The 22,320-nt window shown below is 37.2% G+C and carries 14 protein-coding genes and 1 pseudogene; 8 read left to right on the top strand and 7 right to left on the bottom strand.

What is annotated here, in order from left to right:
* Nucleotides 1–265 precede the first annotated feature (265 nt).
* From ACFIK7_RS09045 to ACFIK7_RS09030, 4 genes are all read left to right on the top strand, one after another.
* A complete protein-coding gene (locus ACFIK7_RS09045; protein WP_012755083.1) occupies nt 266–484 on the top strand; it encodes a hypothetical protein in 219 nt (72 codons plus the stop codon).
* A gap of 6 nt (nt 485–490) precedes the next feature.
* Nucleotides 491–1,528 carry a tyrosine-type recombinase/integrase gene (locus ACFIK7_RS09040; protein ID WP_375660082.1) on the top strand — a complete coding sequence of 346 codons (1,038 nt, stop codon included), beginning with the start codon at nt 491–493 and terminating at the stop codon, nt 1,526–1,528.
* Nucleotides 1,529–2,445: 917 nt separating this feature from the next.
* A complete protein-coding gene (locus ACFIK7_RS09035) occupies nt 2,446–3,660 on the top strand; it encodes an NADP-dependent isocitrate dehydrogenase (protein WP_375631315.1) in 1,215 nt (404 codons plus the stop codon).
* Nucleotides 3,661–3,779: 119 nt separating this feature from the next.
* Nucleotides 3,780–5,204: an MFS transporter gene (locus ACFIK7_RS09030; protein WP_375663248.1), complete on the top strand. Its 1,425-nt coding sequence runs from the start codon at nt 3,780–3,782 to the stop codon at nt 5,202–5,204.
* A gap of 42 nt (nt 5,205–5,246) precedes the next feature.
* On the opposite strand, the gene ACFIK7_RS09025 is transcribed toward ACFIK7_RS09030, so the two are convergent.
* The 7 genes and pseudogenes from ACFIK7_RS09025 to ssb form a co-directional block, all read right to left on the bottom strand.
* Nucleotides 5,247–6,446: an MFS transporter gene (locus ACFIK7_RS09025; protein WP_375631313.1), complete on the bottom strand. Its 1,200-nt coding sequence runs from the start codon at nt 6,444–6,446 to the stop codon at nt 5,247–5,249.
* 1,290 nt (nt 6,447–7,736) lie between these two features.
* On the bottom strand, nt 7,737–8,855 hold the full coding sequence (gene tgt / locus ACFIK7_RS09020) for a tRNA guanosine(34) transglycosylase Tgt (protein ID WP_375663247.1): 1,119 nt from the start codon (nt 8,853–8,855) through the stop codon (nt 7,737–7,739).
* A 1,453-nt stretch (nt 8,856–10,308) separates the two neighbouring features.
* The gene (locus tag ACFIK7_RS09015; RefSeq protein ID WP_273791487.1) at nt 10,309–10,821 is read right to left on the bottom strand and encodes a peptidylprolyl isomerase; all 513 of its coding nucleotides are present in this window, start codon (nt 10,819–10,821) and stop codon (nt 10,309–10,311) included.
* An 18-nt stretch (nt 10,822–10,839) separates the two neighbouring features.
* Nucleotides 10,840–11,433 carry a peptidylprolyl isomerase gene (locus ACFIK7_RS09010; RefSeq protein ID WP_375660586.1) on the bottom strand — a complete coding sequence of 198 codons (594 nt, stop codon included), beginning with the start codon at nt 11,431–11,433 and terminating at the stop codon, nt 10,840–10,842.
* Nucleotides 11,423–11,942 (bottom strand): annotated as a pseudogene (gene coaD, locus ACFIK7_RS09005) (pantetheine-phosphate adenylyltransferase). The gene ACFIK7_RS09010 and the pseudogene coaD overlap by 11 nt, the downstream one beginning before the upstream one ends.
* A 24-nt stretch (nt 11,943–11,966) precedes the next feature.
* Nucleotides 11,967–14,750: a DNA gyrase subunit A gene (gene gyrA, locus ACFIK7_RS09000; protein WP_273791490.1), complete on the bottom strand. Its 2,784-nt coding sequence runs from the start codon at nt 14,748–14,750 to the stop codon at nt 11,967–11,969.
* A gap of 230 nt (nt 14,751–14,980) precedes the next feature.
* Nucleotides 14,981–15,487, bottom strand: coding sequence for a single-stranded DNA-binding protein (gene ssb, locus ACFIK7_RS08995; protein ID WP_273791491.1), 507 nt, complete (start codon nt 15,485–15,487; stop codon nt 14,981–14,983).
* A gap of 329 nt (nt 15,488–15,816) precedes the next feature.
* Between ssb and uvrA the strand changes: the two genes are divergently transcribed.
* The 4 genes from uvrA (at nt 15,817) to ACFIK7_RS08975 (ending at nt 22,311) form a co-directional block, all read left to right on the top strand.
* Nucleotides 15,817–18,732, top strand: a complete 2,916-nt coding sequence (uvrA, locus tag ACFIK7_RS08990) for an excinuclease ABC subunit UvrA (RefSeq protein WP_375663246.1) — start codon at nt 15,817–15,819, stop codon at nt 18,730–18,732.
* Between the two features lie 1,069 nt (nt 18,733–19,801).
* On the top strand, nt 19,802–20,140 hold the full coding sequence (locus ACFIK7_RS08985; RefSeq protein WP_015856528.1) for a P-II family nitrogen regulator: 339 nt from the start codon (nt 19,802–19,804) through the stop codon (nt 20,138–20,140).
* Between the two features lie 59 nt (nt 20,141–20,199).
* The gene (gene glnA / locus ACFIK7_RS08980) at nt 20,200–21,609 is read left to right on the top strand and encodes a type I glutamate--ammonia ligase (protein WP_273791493.1); all 1,410 of its coding nucleotides are present in this window, start codon (nt 20,200–20,202) and stop codon (nt 21,607–21,609) included.
* A gap of 156 nt (nt 21,610–21,765) precedes the next feature.
* Complete coding sequence (locus ACFIK7_RS08975) at nt 21,766–22,311, top strand: hypothetical protein (RefSeq protein WP_375621407.1); 546 nt, start codon at nt 21,766–21,768, stop codon at nt 22,309–22,311.
* Nucleotides 22,312–22,320 lie beyond the last annotated feature (9 nt).

The raw sequence follows: 22,320 nt of genomic DNA, 5'->3' as shown, positions 1-22,320 counted from the left end.
TTTAAACAAAAAGCGCGTTGCAATCACCTGTTTTGAAGCCAATGTATGCATGTGTCATAGAGGACAACTCGCATTAGCTCTCACTCAATTGCCTGATTGGAAATATGAAATTAAGCACATCTAAAAAATAAACTTACAGATTTTTTACATATGGAGGTGTTTCTCTTCACAAATGCCTCCTAGCCCCCCCACCCTTCTTAACACTTTCAAGTAATGCGTGATTCACGCCACACGTGAATTGCATCTCAATGTAAGGAGAAAAGATATGGCGCCTCGTCCAGCTGCTATAACGCAACCAGCCATTGCTCGCGCTTTAAGAGAAGCTAAAAAACAAGGTTGTGAACTCGTAGAAATCAAACCTACCGGTGAACTGCTTATCTATCTTAAATCCGATATTCCAATACCAAATTCAGTTAACCACCCAGACAAACTTTTAGACTTGTCAAAGAATGAATATTACGAAACCGCACTCTCTAAGATGTAAAATACCATGCCAAAACCACGTCCTCCTCATCTTGTCAAAGAAGTCACACGTCATGGTAAAATTATATGGTATGTACGTATTGGTCATGGACCACGTATTAGAATACGCGGCACCTATGGAACGCAAGAGTTTGTTGATAACTACAAAAGCGCACTTGCCGAGTTACAAGGACTCATACTTCCTAAATCAAAAACCGGTAAACTTGTTGAAGGGTCATTTGCATGGCTACTTAAACAATACTTTAACAGCTCCAATTGGCATAGCCTTTCTAAAGTCACCCAAAAACAAAAAGAACTCATCCTTATGAAGGTGTGTGATACCATAGGAAACATTCCATACCAAGCAATTGAAAAGAAACATATCATAGCCGGTGTTGAACGGCGTAAAGAAACACCAGCAATGGCTAGAAATTTTCTGAAAGCCCTTAATGGACTTTTTAATTGGGCGATTGATCAAGGTCTTTTGGAAAATAATCCAGCTTTAGGAATAAAAAGACCCCCCCTCAAAAACAAAGAGGGATTTCCTGTTTGGACAGAAGAAGATGTCGAAAAATATTATCAAAGATGGCATCATGGTACCCATGAACGTGTCTGGATTGATGTTCTTTTATATACGGGCTTGCGTCGTGGTGATGCGGTACGCATTGGCTGGAAAGATGTCAAAGACAATATTATTCATCTCAAAACAGAGAAAAGTAAATTCCAAACAGATGTTTTTCTTCCCATTTTACCGGAATTAGCTAAAACGCTTGAAACTGGTCCTATTGGAGAAGAAACATTTATCTGTAGTAAAGTGAATCAAAAATTCACCAAAGAAAGCTTTGGGAATGGATTTAGAGACGCTTGTAATGCGGCTGGAATTAAAAAATCGGCGCATGGATTAAGAAAATTAGCCGCAACACGTGCAGCTAATTCTGGAGCAACAGTATCACAATTGAAAGCAATTTTTGGCTGGACAGAAGATCAGATGGCATCCCTTTATACAAAGAGTGCAGATCGTAAAAGACTAGCTCTTGAAGCTATAAAAAAGCTCCAAAAAAGTTAGGGGCAGAGACAAAAAAACGTAATAGAATCAAAATTCATTAATTCCCTTATATTCTATATAATTCTTTGATTTTATTTACTCTATACCCGCCCCTTGGGCGTACCATGTTTCTTCTTACTATGTGTAATATATTCATTTTATTTGTGTTTTTAAAAATGAGGGATGCATAAATAAAAACGAGAGAACAAGATTTTAAAAGGAATTTCTTCGTAAATTAAAAGGAATCTCTTTGTAAAAAGGATACAAGAATCATTAGGTGATTAATTTCTTTGTTGCATTTCGAGGATAGTGCTTTACTGCGCACAGTTATAACAATAAGAATCTATAAAATATAAGAATTAGAGTATTCTAGCTCGCGATACGGTAATTTTATAAGTCATATTCTTGCGTATGCTGTTAATTTTTAAATTAAACCAGCCACATCATTTATACGTTTTTTCCAACCTTCAAAACTGAAGTTTATCCCAAACGCATTTTATATGAAGCATTTCTAATTACAGTGCCTTTGTTATCACATTAAACTTTTTATAAATAAACAAACCGTAATCTTAGAGTTGAAATAGCAATATAAAAAATAGATGCTTATTCACCTCACACAACAAATCAAGAAACTATAATTCAGAATACGATCAAATTATTAAATGGAATCTCTGATAATAAAAACGCATAATCCCCATCCCTCGGTGATCTAACTACCTTATCTATTAAACAGATTCTTCATCAATCATAGAATACTTATAGATTTATAAACACATCACTTCTTTTCAAAGATTAAACCCTCCAACAAAATTTTACACTCTATTGATAATATATTCTAAAAGCTCATATTTGAATGCTTTTTTCCCTTGTTTTTACTTTTCATTATAAACTTGAAAGTGTTATACAAGTAGTATCGCTTAAAAGAAAAAGGATTTCTAATGGTAAAGATCAAAGTAGAAAACCCCGTTGTTGAACTTGATGGGGATGAGATGACCCGCATCATCTGGAAATATATCAAAGATAAATTAATCCATCCCTACCTCGACATTGATCTAAAGTATTATGATCTTTCCGTCGAAAATCGTGATGCAACCAATGATCAAGTAACAATCGATTCTGCCAATGCTATAAAAGAATATGGGGTTGGTATAAAATGCGCAACCATCACACCTGATGAGGCACGCGTTAAAGAATTTAACCTAAAAAAAATGTGGAAATCACCTAATGGTACAATCCGCAATATTTTAGGAGGAGTCATTTTTCGCGAACCCATTATCTGTAAAAATGTCCCTCGCCTTATTCCTAACTGGACAAAGCCAATTATTATAGGACGTCACGCTTTTGGCGATCAATACAAGGCAACAGATTTTAAATTTCCAGGAAAAGGGAAATTAAGTATTAAATTTGTAGGTGATGACAATCAAGTTATTGAACATGATGTTTTTGATGCTCCAAGCGCAGGGGTTGCCATGGCTATGTATAACCTTGATGAGTCAATTCGTGATTTTGCCCGCGCATCCTTTAATTATGGACTACAACGGAATGTTCCAGTTTATCTTTCAACAAAAAATACCATTCTAAAAGCTTACGATGGTCGTTTTAAAGATATCTTTCAAGAAATATTCGATATGGAATTTAAAACTGAATTTGAAAACCGTAAATTATATTACGAACACCGTCTTATTGATGATATGGTTGCTTCTGCATTAAAGTGGTCAGGTGGATACGTATGGGCATGTAAAAACTATGATGGTGATGTCCAATCTGATATTGTTGCCCAAGGCTTTGGTTCTCTTGGTCTCATGACTTCTGTTCTCATGACACCTGATGGTAAAATTGTTGAAGCAGAGGCTGCACACGGCACCGTAACACGCCATTACCGTCAGCATCAAAGAGGCGAAGAAACATCAACAAATTCTATTGCATCTATTTTCGCATGGACACGTGGACTGGCGCACCGTGCTAAACTAGATAACAATGAGAAATTAAAAAACTTTTCCACAACATTGGAAGAAGTTTGTATTAAAACCGTCGAAGAAGGTTTTATGACTAAAGATCTCGCACTTTTGATTGGGCCTAAACAAAAATGGCTTTCTACAACAGGTTTCCTCGATAAAATTGATGAGAATCTCAAAAAAGCAATGGGCAATTAAGTTATTAATTAAATTAAAATTCAAAGCTCTAAACAGAGCTTTGAATTTCTCTTGGCAAATTCAAAGAAGTACCTTATAAGTAAAAAGAGGATAAATTTTTATTAAATAGCAAAAAAACAGTGAAACAACAGAGCTGGTCTGAGCTTTTATTAGGTAAAAATGGTCTTTGCTTTTTAACGTTTACAGGTGGTGTTATATTACACGCTACCAATGTTTATATTGTTATTACTATTTTACCTTCCCTTATAAATCATATTGGCAATGAATATTATTCTTGGGTGGCGACTGTCTTTATTACAGCTTCACTCCTTGGTACTTCACTTGCAACAAAAATATTAGGGAAATTAGGTCCTCGCAACGCTTATGTTATCTCTGGTCTTATCTTTACCCTAGGCACTTTCCTGTGCAGCATTTCTTCATCTATGCCATTATTTTTAATAGGACGCTTTATTCAAGGATTGGGAAGTGGTTCTTTGTTATCTCTATCCTATTCCATGGTACGTATTGTTTTCAGCCCATCTTTATGGTCACACGCATTAAGTGTTATCTCTGGAATGTGGGGAATATCAACCTTGTTAGGACCAGCAATCGGAGGAATTTCTGTATATTATGGCTTATGGAGAGCATCCTTTTGGATCATTGGCGCATTAGCTATATTCTTCTCACTCATAGCCTTTAAAATTTTACCCAAAAAGAATGAAAACTATGTTCCAACATCCTCCCTCCCTCTTCTCCAGCTTCTCACACTCACCTTATTGATTTTTATCATCTCTGTTGGAGGAGCTATGGACACAACAATGGCAAAAATTTGCGGATTAGTTATTGGACTTAGTCTTCTCTTTGTTTTAGCAAAAATCGAATCATATAGCTTTCATCCTATGTTGCCGCGCAAATCCTTTTCTTTCTCTTCTGAAATTTTTCCTGTTTACGCATTAATACTCGTTATGACAACAGTCGTGTACAGTATAGAACTTTATTTACCACTTTTTCTTCAAGAACTTCATGGACAAGCTCCACTTATAGCCGGTTATATAGCAACACTTATGAGCCTAGGGTGGACGTGTGGAGCCCTCTCAAGTGCTGCTGTCTCCACAAAAAAAATTCGCAACATCATTATATACTCGCCCCTATTAAAACTGTTAGGCATAGCGATTCTTTTATGGCTCATACCAACAGAAGTTTCCACGCTTGAATATATTTTTATTATTTGCTTAGCACTATTTTCTATTGGAATCAGTGCAGGCATAGCATGGCCACATTTGCTCACACGAATTTTACAATGTACAAATGATGAAGATGCTCTCCGTGCCAGTGAATCCCTTACCTCCGTACAACTATTTTCAGCTGCATTGAGTGCAACTCTAGCCGGAGTTATCACCAATCTTGCCGGACTCTTTAATCCTGGAGGAACAATAGGAATGATCTTAGCAGCAAAAACTCTTCTTGTAGTGCTCATTGGTTTTTTATTTTGTTTTGCTATTCCATTAGCGCTGCGCATTTCTTACTGCATGTTAAAAAATCCAACAGGACATTCCAATAATTAAATAAACATAAAAATACCTTCTTCATTTTAAAAATGAAAAACATTAAGCATGCTTCTCCATATACCATGAGACGCAAAAAACCATTAATCCACACAAAGTTAGAACACTTCCTAAAACAGCTGTATATTCATAACTATAACCCAATTTTAAAACTAATGCTCCAGATTCTGCACCAAGAGCGTTGGCAATATTAAAAGCAGACTGCATTAATGCTCCTGCCAAAATCTGTCCCTGTAGTGCAACATCCATAATTTTTGTTTGTATAGAAGGCATAGCAGCAAAAGAAGTTCCAACAAAAAAGCATCCTATTGCCGCTGTTAACGGAGCATAGGATAAAAATAAAAAAATAAAAAAAACAAATACGCTCCAAAGCATAGAAAAAAATATCATCGGCGAAATACCAATTTTAACGGCTAATTTAGGCCCCAAGAGATTTCCTACCACCATTCCCAATCCAACTAACGGCATAATAAATGGTACCAACTCAAGTGAAACACCAGAAATATGCATTAATGTTGGCTTGATATAAGTGAAAACAGAAAATAATCCTGACGCTCCCACCGACACCATCAACAAAAGAAGCCACACCTGCTTTTGCTTTAATGCACCCATTTCTTGCAAAGGATTCGTTTTTGGAAAACTTGAATCACAAGGAAAAAAATTCCAAATAAGCAAACAACATAATAAAGCGATCATCCCCACAAGGACAAAAGCAATCTGCCAACCAATAAGTTGACCAATCCAAGTAGCACTGGGTGCTCCCAAAACGGTTGCAATTGTTAAGCCAAGCATAACATATCCAACAGCTTTAGAACGTTCTTTCATTTCTACCATTGAAGAGGCAACCATAGCCGCAAGTCCAAAATAAATTCCATGGGGAAGTCCACTGAGAAAGCGTAATACTACTAATATGCTAAAATCAGAAACAAAGGCACTAGCAATATTTGCTAAGGCATAAAAAAGCATCAAGCCTATCAAAACAGTTTTGCGTGATACCTGAGCTGTTGCCACAGCTAAAAGAGGTGCTCCAATCACAACTCCTAATGCATAAGCAGAAATATATTGACCAGCGGTAGGAATATCAACATAGGAACTTCGTGCCATCTCTGGCAGTAGCCCCATTGCAACAAACTCTGCAGTACCAATAGCAAAACTGCCCACGGCAAGAGCTAAAATTATTAAACGTCGTATTCTCGAATCAATTCCCAATGCAAGAACCTTTTGTTGATAAGAATCCCTCATATCATCACTTCTGGATAGGAGTTTTAACTGTAAATATCTGTAATACACACAAACAAAAATTCAAAACATTGTTATACGCATGCCCAATAGTCCCCAATAAAGTTTTAGAAATATTTTTATATATAAAGCATTTTATGGAGTTTTAAGTAAGATTCTTTAATGGAAAATCTTTGAAAACCTCAAGATCATAGACGTATTCACCTATTTCTATCAGATCTACCAGATAATAAACTTTGTCTCCTCTTTTCAGCCGTTGAAATTTTACAGTGAAAACTTTTACAACGATATACTATACCCTATAAATAATTCTAAAATTTGCTGAATAATGCATTTCAAACAAGTGAACAATATCTCATCATTATCTTGATACAAAGATAAAACTTCTCCCCCAATTATTGTTGCTTTATTTTTGCTACCTAAATGCAGATCCCCCAAATCGATAAGCTATAATTTCAACTTTAGGCCATTCTTATAAATTATTATAGAGTCTTTTAAAAATTCTCATGATAATAGTGCTTGGTTTCTAGATTTATTAAATATCCTCTTTTAGGCATCTTTCCCCCTCCCTCACAGAGGAATCGCATCAGATATCTAACTCACTATCTGTAAATTAAAATATTCACGTAAATATATTATGATTATTTTCAGATAAATTCTATAAATAAAGTATAAAACAAATATAATAAGTTTTGTTTAAATACATCTATTGATATTTTATAATATATGATAATTATTGTGATTAATATGTAATTTTTATTACATTAAAAATATAAATTTTTAGTTTTACAATATTAATAATATTATATAAATCTATGTAAATAATATTTATATTAATATATAAAAATAATAACAATATAAAATTATAACATTTTAAATATGTAATCTTATTTTAGTTTTATTTTAATTTTCTAAAAATTTATCTGTTCGATTGTATATAATCCATTATTTACCTTTAATAATAAAAAACACAAAATATCTCATAAAAATACAATTTTCATACTTCTTTAAGAGTTCGCTAACGCCTCATTAACATTGTTGCTGTAAACAGTCATCAGAAACAGAAAAACTGTTTTTCTCCGGATCAGGTAGCGCGTACCGGAGTAACAGTTTCTGTTTTTATATAGTAATTAGAAACAGAATATGTGCCCTTATAAAACTGCACTGTTATATTTTAAGATAGTAAAATTTTATAATTTTGGAAGATGTTTCTGATTTCATATTTTTAACTAAATTTGTAAGTGCGAGAATAAATTCAATAAAAAAATGAGGCGCTATATTACGATTAATATTTTAGCGTCCTTGTGCCCATAGAGCACGCGTTTCAGCGCAAAAATCAGCATAACAGCCTTCCTCAATGGCATCACGAATTCCCTGCATAAGTTGTTGATAATAAAAAAGATTATTCCAAGTCAACAACATCCCCCCAAGAGATTCACCAGATTTGATCAAATGATGCAAATAAGCACAACTATAATCATGTGCTGCTGGACAAAGTGACTGTGGATCAAGAGGATGTGGATCTTCTGCATAACGCGCATTACGCAAATTAATTCTACCAAAGCGGGTAAAAGCTAAACCATGACGTCCTGCACGCGTTGGCATAACACAATCAAACATATCAACACCACGTGCAACACTTTGTAAAATATCATCAGGTGTCCCTACTCCCATAAGATAGCGTGGTTTATCCTCTGGTAAAATCGGACAAGTAGTATCCAATACTGCTATCATAACACTCTGCGGCTCACCAACAGCAAGCCCTCCAATAGCGTAACCTTTTAAATCCATTTCTTTTAATGCTTGAGCAGAACGTTCACGCAGTTTCATATTATCACCACCTTGAACAATCCCAAACAATGCTTTATCTGGCTGATCTCCAAAAGCTGTTTTACAACGCAGCGCCCACCGCAATGAAAGTTCCATAGCTTCTTCCATTTCTTTTTCAGTTGCTGGTAATGCAATACATTGATCCAACTGCATCTGGATATCCGCACCAAGAAGTCCTTGAATTTCGATAGAACGCTCTGGACTCATTTCATAGTAAGCTCCATTAATGTAAGAGCGAAAAATCACACCTTGTTCAGTAATTTTACGGATTCCCGCCAATGACATAACCTGAAAGCCACCAGAATCGGTTAAAATAGGTCCGCTCCAGCGTGAAAATTCATGTAATCCTCCCAAACGCGCAACACGTTCAGCTCCTGGACGTAACATTAAATGATAAGTATTCCCCAAAATGATATCTGCACCAAGATCACGAATTTGATCCATATACATAGCCTTAACAGTTCCTGCCGTCCCAACAGGCATAAATGCGGGTGTACGAACACATCCTCGCCCCGTTATAATTTCTCCTCGACGTGCATACCCATCTTGAGCAATTTTTCTATAATGAAATGTCTTTATCATAACTCTCGTCTTTTTGATTCCATCAATGCATATCTCTATAGAAAGAAAAAAGATATCCCCTTACGCGCATTGTCATAAGCTTTATGAATTAATTTTTGATTCGCTCAATATTGTAACCAGCATCAAAAATTAAACGAGATAAAAGAACATTTCTTGTTAAGAAATCACCATAATAAAAGTGATAATCTAACTCTAGAAAAATAGTAAAATCCTTATAATATCATACATCAAAATACCTACGCTTATCCTTAACAGAACTGCAAAATTATTATCACAATAATTTCATCTTCACATACTTCCATAAGCAGTAACTTTGTACCCATAAAAGAAAATTTTGAACGCATTGTACAGCTCACAATATTCTTTAACTTTTACAGATAAAAATTTTTCATCTACTGGGCACAGCGATCCTCACGCTTAATAAAAGTGCAAATGAACATAATCATTTATCCACTCACAATATTGAGATAGCTCTTGGCATTGGAGATAATTCACAAAAGAAATTAACGTGTAAATAAAAATACTTTAAAAAACTAAAAATGCTTTTTGTAAAGATACTCAAATACCAAAGCTCTATCGTAACATTGGAGGCTGAAAAAGCGTATGATGGTACCCGTTTGCTCCTTCACAAGCTTTAAAGATGGTGGTGCATAATATTTTATACTATTTATAGCTTTAAAACTATACATGCCATGAATGTCATCGTGGAAGTGAATGTTGATATGTACTGAGAAATGCTTCTTAAAAAAACACGTAAATATGCAACACAAGTGTATTCTGTTTGGAGCGTTCCTCTATAAAAAAACGAGAAAAATAAAAGCGTAAGTCCATGCATAATCTTCATTATTTAAAAGATATTGCGTTAGATACTTAAAAAAGTAAAGTTGAATTAAAAAGGAGATGGCAAGACTAGCCATTTATTTCACTTCTGCGCCTTTATTATATTCTTCTAAGATTAAACTGTCTTCTTATTTTAAAGATTACGCCAATATATATATATAAATGCTGGTTTTCCACCTTGCTAAGAAAACTGGATGAGCGAGTAAAGCTCTTATCCGTCTTAATATGTGTTTCAAACATGCTTCTGCATTAGGATTGGATGTTGATTTACAAGCAGAAACAAAAGCACACGCTCTCTCAGGAAAGTAACATCATAAAACTATTAAGACCGACAATGGATGGAAGAGAACTGCCAAATTTTTTATAAAACACTTTGCCAAACAACAACCATAATACAACAGACTTTGCGTTTTCTTATTCTGACAAGTGTTTGTACAAATCCTTTGCGTTATATTCTTAAGGAAGATCCGATTGAAGGAAATATATGGACAATGCTTAGCTCGAAATTATAAAAGGTAAGCGTGATACTACAAAAGAGTTTTGTGTGCCTTTATTGATCAGAAAAGAGTATTTTTTTCTTAGAAACTTACAATTAAAATCAGTATAGTTTATACTATTTTGCATCCGCAGCAATAATGGCTTTGGTAATTGAATCTGGATCTGAAACAGGTTCACCACGTTTAATTTTATCAACATTTTCCATACCTTCAACAACCTGCCCCCATATGGAATATTGACGATCAAGCCACGGAGCATCTGCAAAACAAATAAAAAACTGAGAGTTAGCAGAATTTGGATTCTGACTCCGTGCCATAGAAACTGTACCACGCTTATGAGAAAGATTTGAAAACTCTGCTGTTAAATTTGGTTTTTCTGCCCCCCCCATACCCGCACGTGATAAATTGAATTTTTCACTATCCTTCTTTCCAAATTGCACATCCCCTGTTTGCGCCATAAAACCATCAATAACGCGATGGAAAATAACATTATCATAAGCACCTTCACGTACCAATTCTTTAATACGTGCAACATGACAAGGTGCTAAATCAGCAAAAAGCTCAATAACAACTCTGCCCTTTGTTGTTTCAAGAATTAAAGTATTTTCTGGATTTTTATTCTCTGCCATATGGAAAGCTCCCTTGATTCATTTCTCAACTTGTAAAGTAGCAGCATTAATAACATCAGGATTTTTTACAGATCCATTATTACTTGTCGTACCTTTTTTTATTTTATCAACAACATCCATCCCCTTTATAACCTCTCCAACAACCGTATACTGACCGTTTAAAAAAGCAGCATCATCAAAACAAATGAAGAATTGAGAATTCGCGGAATCCGGATCTTGTGACCGTGCCATCCCAACTGTACCACGCTTAAACGGCTGCTTTGAAAACTCTGCCGGTATATTGGGATAATTTGAGCCACCCATACCAACGCGTTTCAAATCAAAATCTCTACTGCCTTTTTTTCCAAATTCTACATCACCAGTTTGTGCCATGAAATTAGGAATAACGCGATGAAACACAACATTATTATAGGCCCCCTCCTCTGTTAATCTTTTGATTTGCGCAACATGTTTTGGCGCCAAATCAGGACGCAGACGAATAATGACATCACCATCTTTGAGAGATAAAACAAGAAGGCTTGCATCGCTTGCTGGTCTAGGATTACCAGCGACAGCGGACAATGAAAAAAAACAAAACACACATATCAAAACAGCAAAAGTTCTACGAGACACAATTATTCTCCCCTAAAAGATTGGAATTTCGAGCTCAAAGCTTGTGCAACATTGGGCGGTACAAATGGTGTCACATCACCTCCCATAGAGGCAATTTGGCGTACCAATGTAGAAGTTATCGCACGCCCAGAAACACTTGCCGGCAAAAAAACAGTTTGCAATTCAGGAGCCATAACGCCATTCATCCCGGCCATTTGCATTTCATAATCAAGATCAGTACCATCACGCAATCCACGAATGAGAAATGAAGCACCAACTTCACGCGCCTTCTCAATGAGAAGGTTGCTAAATGAAAGAACCTGCAATCGATTAGAATCTGCACCAAACAAGTCTTTCCCGACCTGCGTAATGAAATCAACACGCTCTTCGAAGCTAAAGAGTGTTTTTTTGTCAGCCTGTATCCCTATAGCGACGACCACCTTATCAGCTAACACAAAACACCCTTTCAAAACATCAAGATGACCATTTGTAAGAGGATCAAAAGAACCCGCGTAAAGAGCAATTTTCATGACTTTACTCCTTCCTCTTAAAAATTATTTTTCTTCGCTCATATCAACTGTATCAGAATGCTTCTCACCTTCATCATCTAATGAACTCGTATCATCTTCAGGTTCAGAAATACGTTCAACCGATACGACTCTTTCACCTTTGGCTGTATTAAAAATTGTGACTCCCTTAGTTGAGCGCCCAGCAGTACGAATTCCCTCAACAGGGACACGAATAAGCTGCCCCCCATCTGATACCAACATAATTTGATCTTGCGCCTTCACCGGAAAAGCCGCTACTAATTTACCAATTTCAGCTGTTTTAGATGGATCTGTTGCGCGAATCCCCTTTCCGCCACGTCCCGAAATCCGGAACTCATAGGAAGAAGAACGTTTACCATAACCAAATTCACTCACTGTCAAAAGCATTTGTTCACGTGCATGAAGTTCTGCATAACGTTCATCTGTTAACTCTGTTTCAGCACCCCCATCTTCTTCATCAAGAGTTATAACATCTTCAACATCAGCATCTGCACCAGAAGCACGCCGTTCATTCATTACACGTTTAATATAAGCAGAACGCTCAATGGACGTCGCCTCGACATGCTCTAAAATTGTCATCGAAATGACTTTATCGCCTTTAGCTAAATTGATACCACGAACTCCCACAGAATTACGCCCAGCAAAGACCCGAACATCAACAACTGGAAAACGGATACATTGTCCATTGGCTGTTGTTAGAACAACATCATCATGTTCTGTACAGGTTTCAACAGAAAGAATTTCATCTTCTTCATCAAGTTTCATCGCAATTTTACCATTACGATTAACCTGAACGAAATCTGATAATTTATTACGACGCACAGTTCCACGTGTTGTCGCAAACATAATATCTAATGCACTCCAGCTCGCTTCATCTTCAGGCAAAGGCATAATCGTTGTAATACGCTCACCTTGTTGTAAGGGAAGCATATTGATCAAAGCCCGCCCACGCGATTGGGGTGTCCCCAGCGGCAGTCGCCAAACTTTTTCCTTATAAACAATCCCACGTGATGAAAAGAAAAGAACCGGAGTATGCGTATTGGCAACAAACAACCGCGTTACAAAATCCTCATCCTTCGTGGACATACCAGAACGCCCCTTACCACCACGTCGCTGTGCACGATAGGTATTAAGAGGCACACGCTTAATATAACCACTATGGCTTACCGTTACCACCATATCCTCTGGCGCGATCAGATCTTCACTCTCCATCTCAGCGCTACCAAAACCAAATACGGTACGTCGCGGCGTTGCAAACTCCTCACGAAGAGCACTCAACTCATCCTTAACAATACACATAATCCGCACGCGTGATGCCAAGATCTCAAGATAGTCAGCGATATCCACGCCAATTTTATTCAATTCATCAGCAATTTCATCACGCCCAAGGGCTGTCAATCGTTGCAAACGCAATTCTAAAATAGCACGCGCCTGTTCTTCAGAGAGATTATAAGTACCATCCTCATGAATAATATGACGAGGATCATCAATAAGTTTAATCAAAGGCGCAACATCCATCGCTGGCCAGCGTCGCTCCATTAACTGTGCACGTGCTGTCTGCGGATCAGGAGCTTTGCGAATAAGCGCTATAATTTCATCAATATTGGCAACAGCAAGGGCAAGACCAACCAAAACATGTGCTCGCTCACGCGCTTTACGCAAAAGATATTTTGTTCGCCGACTGACAACTTCTTCCCGAAAAGAAACAAATGCACGAAGCATATCAAGCAACGTCATCTGTTCGGGTTTTCCCCCATTCAAAGCAACCATATTACAACCAAAGGAAGTTTGCAGCGGCGTATACCGATATAATTGGTTTAAAACAACTTCCGCAACAACATCTTTCTTCAGCTCAATAACGACCCGATATCCATCACGATCAGATTCATCACGCAAATCAGAGATTCCTTCAATGCGTTTATCGCGCACCAATTCGGCCATTTTCTCAATCATCGTTGCCTTATTAACTTGATAAGGGATCTCACTCACAATAATTGCTTGTCGACCACTGCGAATCTCTTCGATCTCAACTTTAGCACGCATAATGATTGAGCCACGCCCTGTTTCATAAGCTGCACGAACACCAGAATGTCCGAGGATAATGCCCCCTGTAGGAAAATCCGGACCAGGAATAATTTCAATTATTTTATCGAGTGTGATATCGGGATTATCAATCAAAGCGATACAACCATCAACGACTTCACCAAGATTATGGGGAGGAATATTGGTTGCCATTCCCACAGCAATCCCCCCTGACCCATTAACCAAAAGATTGGGAAAACGCGCTGGCAAGACAACCGGTTCACGCTCACGCCCATCGTAATTATCCTGAAAATCAACAGTATCTTTATCAATATCAGCTAAAAGTTCTTCTGAAACTTTTTCTAAACGACACTCAGTATAGCGCATGGCCGCAGGTGGATCACCATCAACGGAACCAAAATTTCCCTGACCATCAATTAATGGATTTCTTAAAGAAAAGTCCTGCGCCATACGCACTAATGCATCGTAAATTGAAGCATCACCATGGGGATGAAATTTCCCCATAACCTCACCAACAACACCAGCAGATTTACGATACGACTTATTAAAAGAAAGCCCCATCTCATTCATAGCATGAAGGATACGTCGATGAACAGGCTTAAGACCATCACGGACATCAGGGAGTGCACGTGAAACAATCACGCTCATCGCATAATCGAGATAGGAGCGTTGCATTTCATCAATAATACTGATTGGTTCAATACCGGTTAGCACATCACGTTCTGGGTGTGGAGTAAGATCGGTCACAATTTCAAAACTTTCAAAAAAGAATCATTTCACTTTATTTATAGCGAAAAATACACCAAAATGCTAATTTCTCTCCCATGACAAAAAAGAAATTTAACAATATTTTTCAAGATGTTATTAATTTATATTTTAAATTACCAATAATAATTAACAATTTTCACTTCGCTAAACTTCAAAAATCTGAAACAAGCAAACCATAAAATGATCATAATACTGCAATTTAAAGACTCTTAAAAAGGGACATCATCATCTAATTTGTGTGAAAAACTTTCTCCCAATTGATTATTATTTTGACCAAAAGTATTTCTCTGATTTGAGTGACTATCGGCAAAGCCACCACTATAACTCCCCCCTTGACTTGCTCCTTGCTCCCCGCTCGCAGCTCCCCGCCCATCAAGCATTTGTAATTCGCCACGGTACTTTTGCAAAACAATCTCTGTTGTATAACGGTCATTTCCATTTTGATCTTGCCATTTTCGTGTCTGTAACTGCCCCTCAATATAAATTTTGCTGCCTTTTTTTAAATATTGCTCTGCAACTTTGACAAGGTTTTCATTAAAAATAACAATACTATGCCACTCAGTGCGTTCTTTTCGCTCATTTGTATTCCGATCGCGCCAACTTTCTGAAGTAGCAATACGCAGATTTGCCACTTGATCACCAGAATTCAAACGGCGGATTTCAGGATCGGCACCAAGATTACCAATCAAAATAACTTTATTAAGGCTACCAGCCATCGTATAAACTCCAAAATTTTAATTCGTAAAGTACTCTGTTCTATAACAGTTATAACCATCTTGACCTTCAATTTACATGTCGCAATTGACCATCAATATGGGTATGCTATCCTTTCTCAATACTGTATTCAGTGTAATTATAACAAAAGATGATAAAAACGCATAGTTTATTCCACCACGAGAGAATAAAAAGCTGCTCATTTGTATTTTTTTCACAAAACTTATACCTTCCTTTTGCATTAAAGCAGTTAAACACATTGTAATTCTAAAAAAACAGTTTTATTCCATTTTAGGTGCTCAATTTTTGCCACATATGCCAAGGATAAAGTATGACTCATCAAAAATATATCTCCATTCGCGGTGCACGTGAGCATAACCTTAAAAATATTGATCTTGATCTGCCTCGTGACAAACTCATTGTTATAACAGGACTTTCTGGATCAGGGAAATCATCTTTAGCGTTTGATACAATTTACGCTGAAGGACAACGTCGCTATGTCGAAAGCCTTTCAGCCTATGCACGCCAATTTTTAGAAGTCATGCAAAAACCCGATGTCGACCGCATAGACGGTCTCTCTCCAGCTATCTCCATTGAACAAAAAACAACCAGTCGCAACCCTCGTTCAACGGTAGGTACCGTTACTGAAATCCACGATTACATGCGTCTTCTCTTTGCACGTATTGGTATTCCTCATTCTCCTGCAACAGGACTTCCTATTGAAAGCCAGACAGTAAGTCAAATGGTGGATCAAATTATGTCCTTACCAGAAGGAACACGAATTTTTATTATGGCACCCTTAGTGCGAGGACGAAAGGGAGAATATAAAAAAGAGCTAACAGAACTTTTAAAAAGAGGATTTCAACGCGCTAAAGTTGATGGAAAATTCTATGAAATCGCTGATATTCCACCTCTTGATAAAAAATATAAACACGACATCGATGTCGTGGTAGACCGCATTGTTGTACAGAAGGATATCACCTCTCGCTTGGCTGATAGTATAGAAACCTGTTTACAGCTAGCAAATGGGCTTGCCATAGCTGAAATGGCAGACCAACCCTTAGCACAAAAAGAAACGACAAAGGAATCTGCTCATAAATCAAAAAATGATACACACAAACGGCTCATTTTTTCAGAAAAGTTTTCCTGCCCAGTATCGGGTTTCTCTATTCCTGAAATTGAACCACGCCTTTTTTCGTTCAATAATCCTTTTGGGGCCTGTCCTCTCTGCGATGGATTGGGTATCAAAAAGGCAATGGATCCACTAAAAATTGTGCCAAATAAAAACCTTACCCTAAAGAATGGAGCCATTGCTCCTTGGGCTAAATCAGATTCACTTTATTATAGTCAAACCTTAGAAGCATTAGGAAAAGCTTACGGTTTCAAACTCACAGATCAATGGTGTGAACTCTCTAGTGAAGCACAACAGGCTATTCTCTACGGTACAAAAAGAGATGAAATTTCTTTTATCTATAAAAATAATTCTGGTTCGCATAAAATGACCCAACCCTTTGAAGGAATCATCCCTAATATGGAGAGACGCTGGAAAGAAACCGATTCTGCTTGGTCTCGAGAAGAAATCGAACGTTATATGTCTTCTTCGCCCTGCCCAGCTTGTCACGGTTATCGTTTAAAACCAGAGGCACTTGCTGTAAAAATAAACGGAATGCATATTGGGCAAATATCAGATCTTTCTATTCTAAAGGCAGATGATTGGTTTGCCAATGTTCATCAATATCTCACAGAAAAACAACGTAATATCTCCGTACGTATTTTAAAAGAAATTCGTGAACGCTTGGCTTTTTTAAATCATGTAGGATTGGAATATCTTACCTTGTCTCGAAATTCAGGAACGCTTTCAGGGGGAGAAAGCCAACGCATTCGGTTGGCATCCCAAATTGGTTCTGGTCTTACAGGCGTTCTTTATATTTTAGATGAACCATCTATCGGTTTACACCAACGCGATAATGAACGCCTTTTGGAAATGCTGCGTCATTTGCGCAATCTTGGCAATACAGTTATTGTTGTTGAACATGATGAAGATGCTATTCTCACAGCAGACTATGTTGTCGATATGGGGCCTGCCGCGGGCGTTCATGGTGGAGAAATCATAGCGCAAGGGACACCGCAGGAAATTATAGAAAATTCAGCCTCTCTCACAGGCCAATACCTTTCAGGAAAAATGGCTGTTAAAATGCCGACAAAGCGACGCAAAATATCAAAAACGAAAACACTTAAAGTCATTGGCGCCAAAGGCAATAACCTCAAAAATATCAATGCGAATATTCCTCTTGGAACCTTCACATGCATAACTGGTGTTTCTGGAGGAGGAAAATCAACATTTCTTATTGAAACGCTTTTCAAAGCAGCATCACATCATATCATGGGCTCTCATCACAGCCCTGCCAGCTATGACAAAATTGATGGATTAGAATTTCTTGATAAAGTCATTGATATCAACCAGTCCCCTATTGGACGCACCCCACGCTCTAATCCCGCAACCTATACAGGTGCTTTTACACCGATTCGTGAGTGGTTTGCTGATCTTCCAGAATCAAAAGCCCGCGGTTACAAAGCTGGGCGTTTTTCATTTAATGTTAAAGGAGGACGGTGCGAAGCATGCCAAGGCGACGGAGTCATCAAAATTGAAATGCACTTTTTACCTGATGTCTATGTTACTTGCGATGTCTGTAAAGGAAAACGTTATAACCGAGAAACACTAGAAATAAAATTCAAAGGACAGTCTATAGCCGATATTTTGGATATGACAATTGAAAAGGCAGAAGAATTTTTCCAAGCTATTCCCGCTATTCATAATAAAATGGAAACTCTCATTAAAGTAGGATTGGGTTACATAAAAGTAGGACAGCAAGCAACCACACTTTCTGGTGGGGAAGCACAACGTGTAAAACTTGCGAAAGAACTTTCTCGTAAAACAACGGGACGTACACTCTATATTTTGGATGAACCGACAACAGGTTTACATTTTCATGATATTTCCAAACTTCTTGAAGTGCTTCACGAACTAGTCGAGCAAGGCAACACAGTTATAGTCATTGAACATAACCTTGATGTTATAAAGACAGCCGACTGGATTATTGATTTAGGACCAGAAGGTGGAGATCGCGGTGGTGAAATTGTTGCAATTGGACGCCCTGAAGACATCATTAAGGTTCCCGCTTCCTATACGGGAAAATTTCTAAAAGATGTTTTACTACGCCCATCTCTCTATAATTCCAATTCTTAGAAACGCTTTTTATTGTAAAATACAGCATACTAACAAAGCCTGTACTTTTATTATTACCTGTAAACCAACACCTAATTCCAGTAGTGCAACACGTTTGAAGCAAAGACTAAAAACAATTTAGCGCTTTATAAGCTGTTTCAGTTGTCGTATTGCCAAATAAGAATGCGCGCATAATTGCATATTTATTCTCTGTTTTGTTTATACCTGAAACGACCAGACAGCCTAAACTGGAAAAAATACGAAGTTTTAAAGGTATAAATAAGTTCCTATCTTTACATCACTTCTTAATTTATCTTTATGATTTCAAAGGAATCCGCGGCAATATCTTATAATGAAGATTGCCATTGCTTCACGCTTTTATTCATCGCGTTCCTTAATGGGATCATATTCCTCACGAAGGGACAAAACGCCCCAAACGGAATATATTTGCATTGCCAATTCACACATCTGTTTTAAAGAAACATTTCTCAATGCTCCCAAGCCCATTTCACAACAGCAGCTATGAATGCTATAATGATAAACTCATTTATTGTACACCACCATTTTTACGTTTATGAAGAAGCATAATCAGCAACATCACACTCTTTTCCAATATTTATCTCCCCTACTCCCTAATATTGTAAAGCCTTTAGTGATAGAAAGCTTTCATAAAAAGCATTTTATTTTTTTTCAAATGTTGTTACCCACACACTCGTACTATTTATGATATATAAAGGTATTGTTTTGATTGATTGACGACAAAAAGATCTAAAATGAGAAAATCCTACGCTATTAGAGTTTCTCATTTAATGTGGAAAATGTCTAATTATCCTTATAAGTAAATGTGTTATCTAAAAAAAAGAAACAAAACTCTTTTATTGTATAATTTGAATTCTTGTAAAAGAATTGTAAGGTTTTTTCCCAAAAAACAGTGTTTGACTGTATTCTACAAAAGAAACTCTCCTAAAAGAGCTTAGAGTGTCATTATTTGCGACTTTTTGTGCACAAAGTATCTGTTGGACATCTTACAGTTGTCAATATAATGTGATGCAGTCTAAAAAGACAAAATAACGTTGGAGATAATTTCAGCATGAAAAAAATTGAAGCCATTATAAAACCTTTCAAACTTGATGAAGTGAAAGAAGCGCTTCAAAAAATTGGGTTACATGGTATTACAGTAACAGAAGCGAAAGGTTTTGGTCGTCAAAGGGAACATACAGAACTTTATCGTGGTACGAAATATGTTGTTGACTTTCTACCTAAAGTAAAGATTGAAATTGTTGTGTCCGATGAAAAACTGGAACAAACTGTTGATGCAATACGTAAAGCAGCTCAAACCAAACATATAGGAGATGGAAAAATATTTGTCTTTTCCATTGATGATGCAATTCGTATAGGCACGGACGAAACCGGTATCGATGCCCTTTAATAAATAACGAGAAAATTCACTTTTTTATCCACCTCAACGCCACATTAAGGAAATTGAATATGACAACCGCATCAGATATTATCAAACAGATTACAGACAACGAAATCCGTTTTGTTGATTTACGTTTTACTGATCCACGAGGAAAATTGCATCACATTACAATGGATATCGCAGAGATCAGCGAAGATACTTTTAGTGATGGTGTCATGTTTGATGGTTCTTCAATTGCTGGTTGGAAAACAATTAATGAATCTGACATGGTTTTAATGCCAGATCCAGAAACAGCACACATTGATCCTTTTTTTGCTCAATCTACTTTGGTCATATTTTGTGATGTACTTGATCCTGTTTCTGGTGAATTTTATCGTAGAGATCCTCGTTCTATCGCCAAAAGGGCTGAGGTTTATATGAAATCTTTAGGCATTGGAGATACAATCAATGTAGGTCCAGAAGCAGAGTTTTTTATCTTTGATGATGTGCGCTATAAAACGGACCCTTACAACACAGGGTTTAAACTCGATTCAAGTGAACTTCCCTCCAATGATGATACGGAATATGAAACAGGAAATCTAGGGCATCGCCCACGAATAAAGGGAGGCTACCTTCCTGTTCCGCCAATTGATTCCTGCCAAGATATGCGTTCTGAAATGCTCACAGCACTCAAGGATATGGGCGTACAGGTCGAAAAACACCATCACGAAGTAGCAGCAGGCCAACATGAATTGGGTATTCGTTTTGATACACTTGTTCGCGAGGCTGACAAGATGCAAATTTTTAAATATGTTGTACATCAAATAGCAAATAGTTATGGGAAAACAGCAACCTTCATGCCAAAACCAGTTTTTGGTGATAACGGCTCTGGAATGCATGTCCACATTTCCATTTGGAAAGATGGCAAACCCATTTTTGCAGGAAATGAATATGCCGGACTATCAGAAACCTGTCTGTTTTTTATCGGTGGTGTTATTAAGCACGCAAAAGCAATCAATGCTTTTACAAACCCATCCACAAACTCCTATAAACGTTTGGTTCCTGGTTATGAAGCTCCTGTTCTTCTTGCCTATTCAGCACGTAATCGTTCTGCATCTTGCCGTATTCCTATGAGCTCCTCACCAAATTCAAAACGCGTAGAAGTGCGTTTTCCAGACCCAACAGCAAATCCCTATTTGGCATTTGCAGCCCTTTTAATGGCTGGTCTTGATGGCATCAAAAACAAAATTCATCCCGGACATGCTATGGATAAAGATCTTTATGATCTTCCCTTAAAGGAACTTAAAGAAATCCCTACTGTTTCAGGAAGCCTGCGTGAAGCGCTTGAAGCACTTGACAAAGATCGTGGCTTTCTTAAAGCTGGCGACGTTTTTGATGATGATCAGATTAATTCCTTCATTCAAGTAAAGATGCAAGAAGTCTTGCGTTACGAAACAACACCCCATCCTGTTGAATTTGATATGTACTATTCTGTTTAAACAATCAATACGCATTCTTTTGATTTTTAAAATGGAGGCAAAAGCCTCCATTTTTGTGGATATTCTTCTCATGCAAAAGCGCAAGAGGCTTTTTGCTCGTCCGCTTTTCCTTTATAATGTGTTGAATCTCTTCAAATGAATTAACAAAGGTTTCTAATGCCGCGAATTTGTTTTCTCGTTCCCGTTCTTTTATGCATTGTCTTTATCACATCAACAACTAAAGCACATACAATAACCAACCAAAAACTTACAACTCTTGAGAAAGCAACATCTGCTTATAGTAAAGCACTTAAAAATGCCGATGCAAATGCCATCTTAAATGCTATTCCTCCCCAAGTCATCAACCGCTTAACCGCCAAAAAAAATCTTAATCAATCACAATTTCTACAAATCATGAAAAGCCAAATAGAACGGTTGGCAGAAAGTTACAAGATTGAAACGATCAACATTGATCAAAAACAAAAACGTGAAGGTACCCTTGATAATGGTACCCCTTATTTTGTTATACCCGTGGAGCTTGTAACCACAACAAATGCTGGAAAAAAATGCTCTATTCAAACTGAAATTATTGCCCTACTTCACGATAACCAATGGTATTTTATCCGTGGCAATGACGAAGCGCTCTTAACCATAACCAATGAACTATTTCCTGGACTTGATAAAGTAAAAACCAATCCTCAAAAAGTCACAAAAATACTCTGAGCCAAAAGA

The organism is Bartonella sp. CL266QHHD, assembly GCF_042195355.1.
GTDB lineage: Bacteria > Pseudomonadota > Alphaproteobacteria > Rhizobiales > Rhizobiaceae > Bartonella.
The sequence above is the reverse complement of the archived record's forward strand: the minus strand, read 5'-3'. Positions and strand labels throughout refer to the sequence as shown.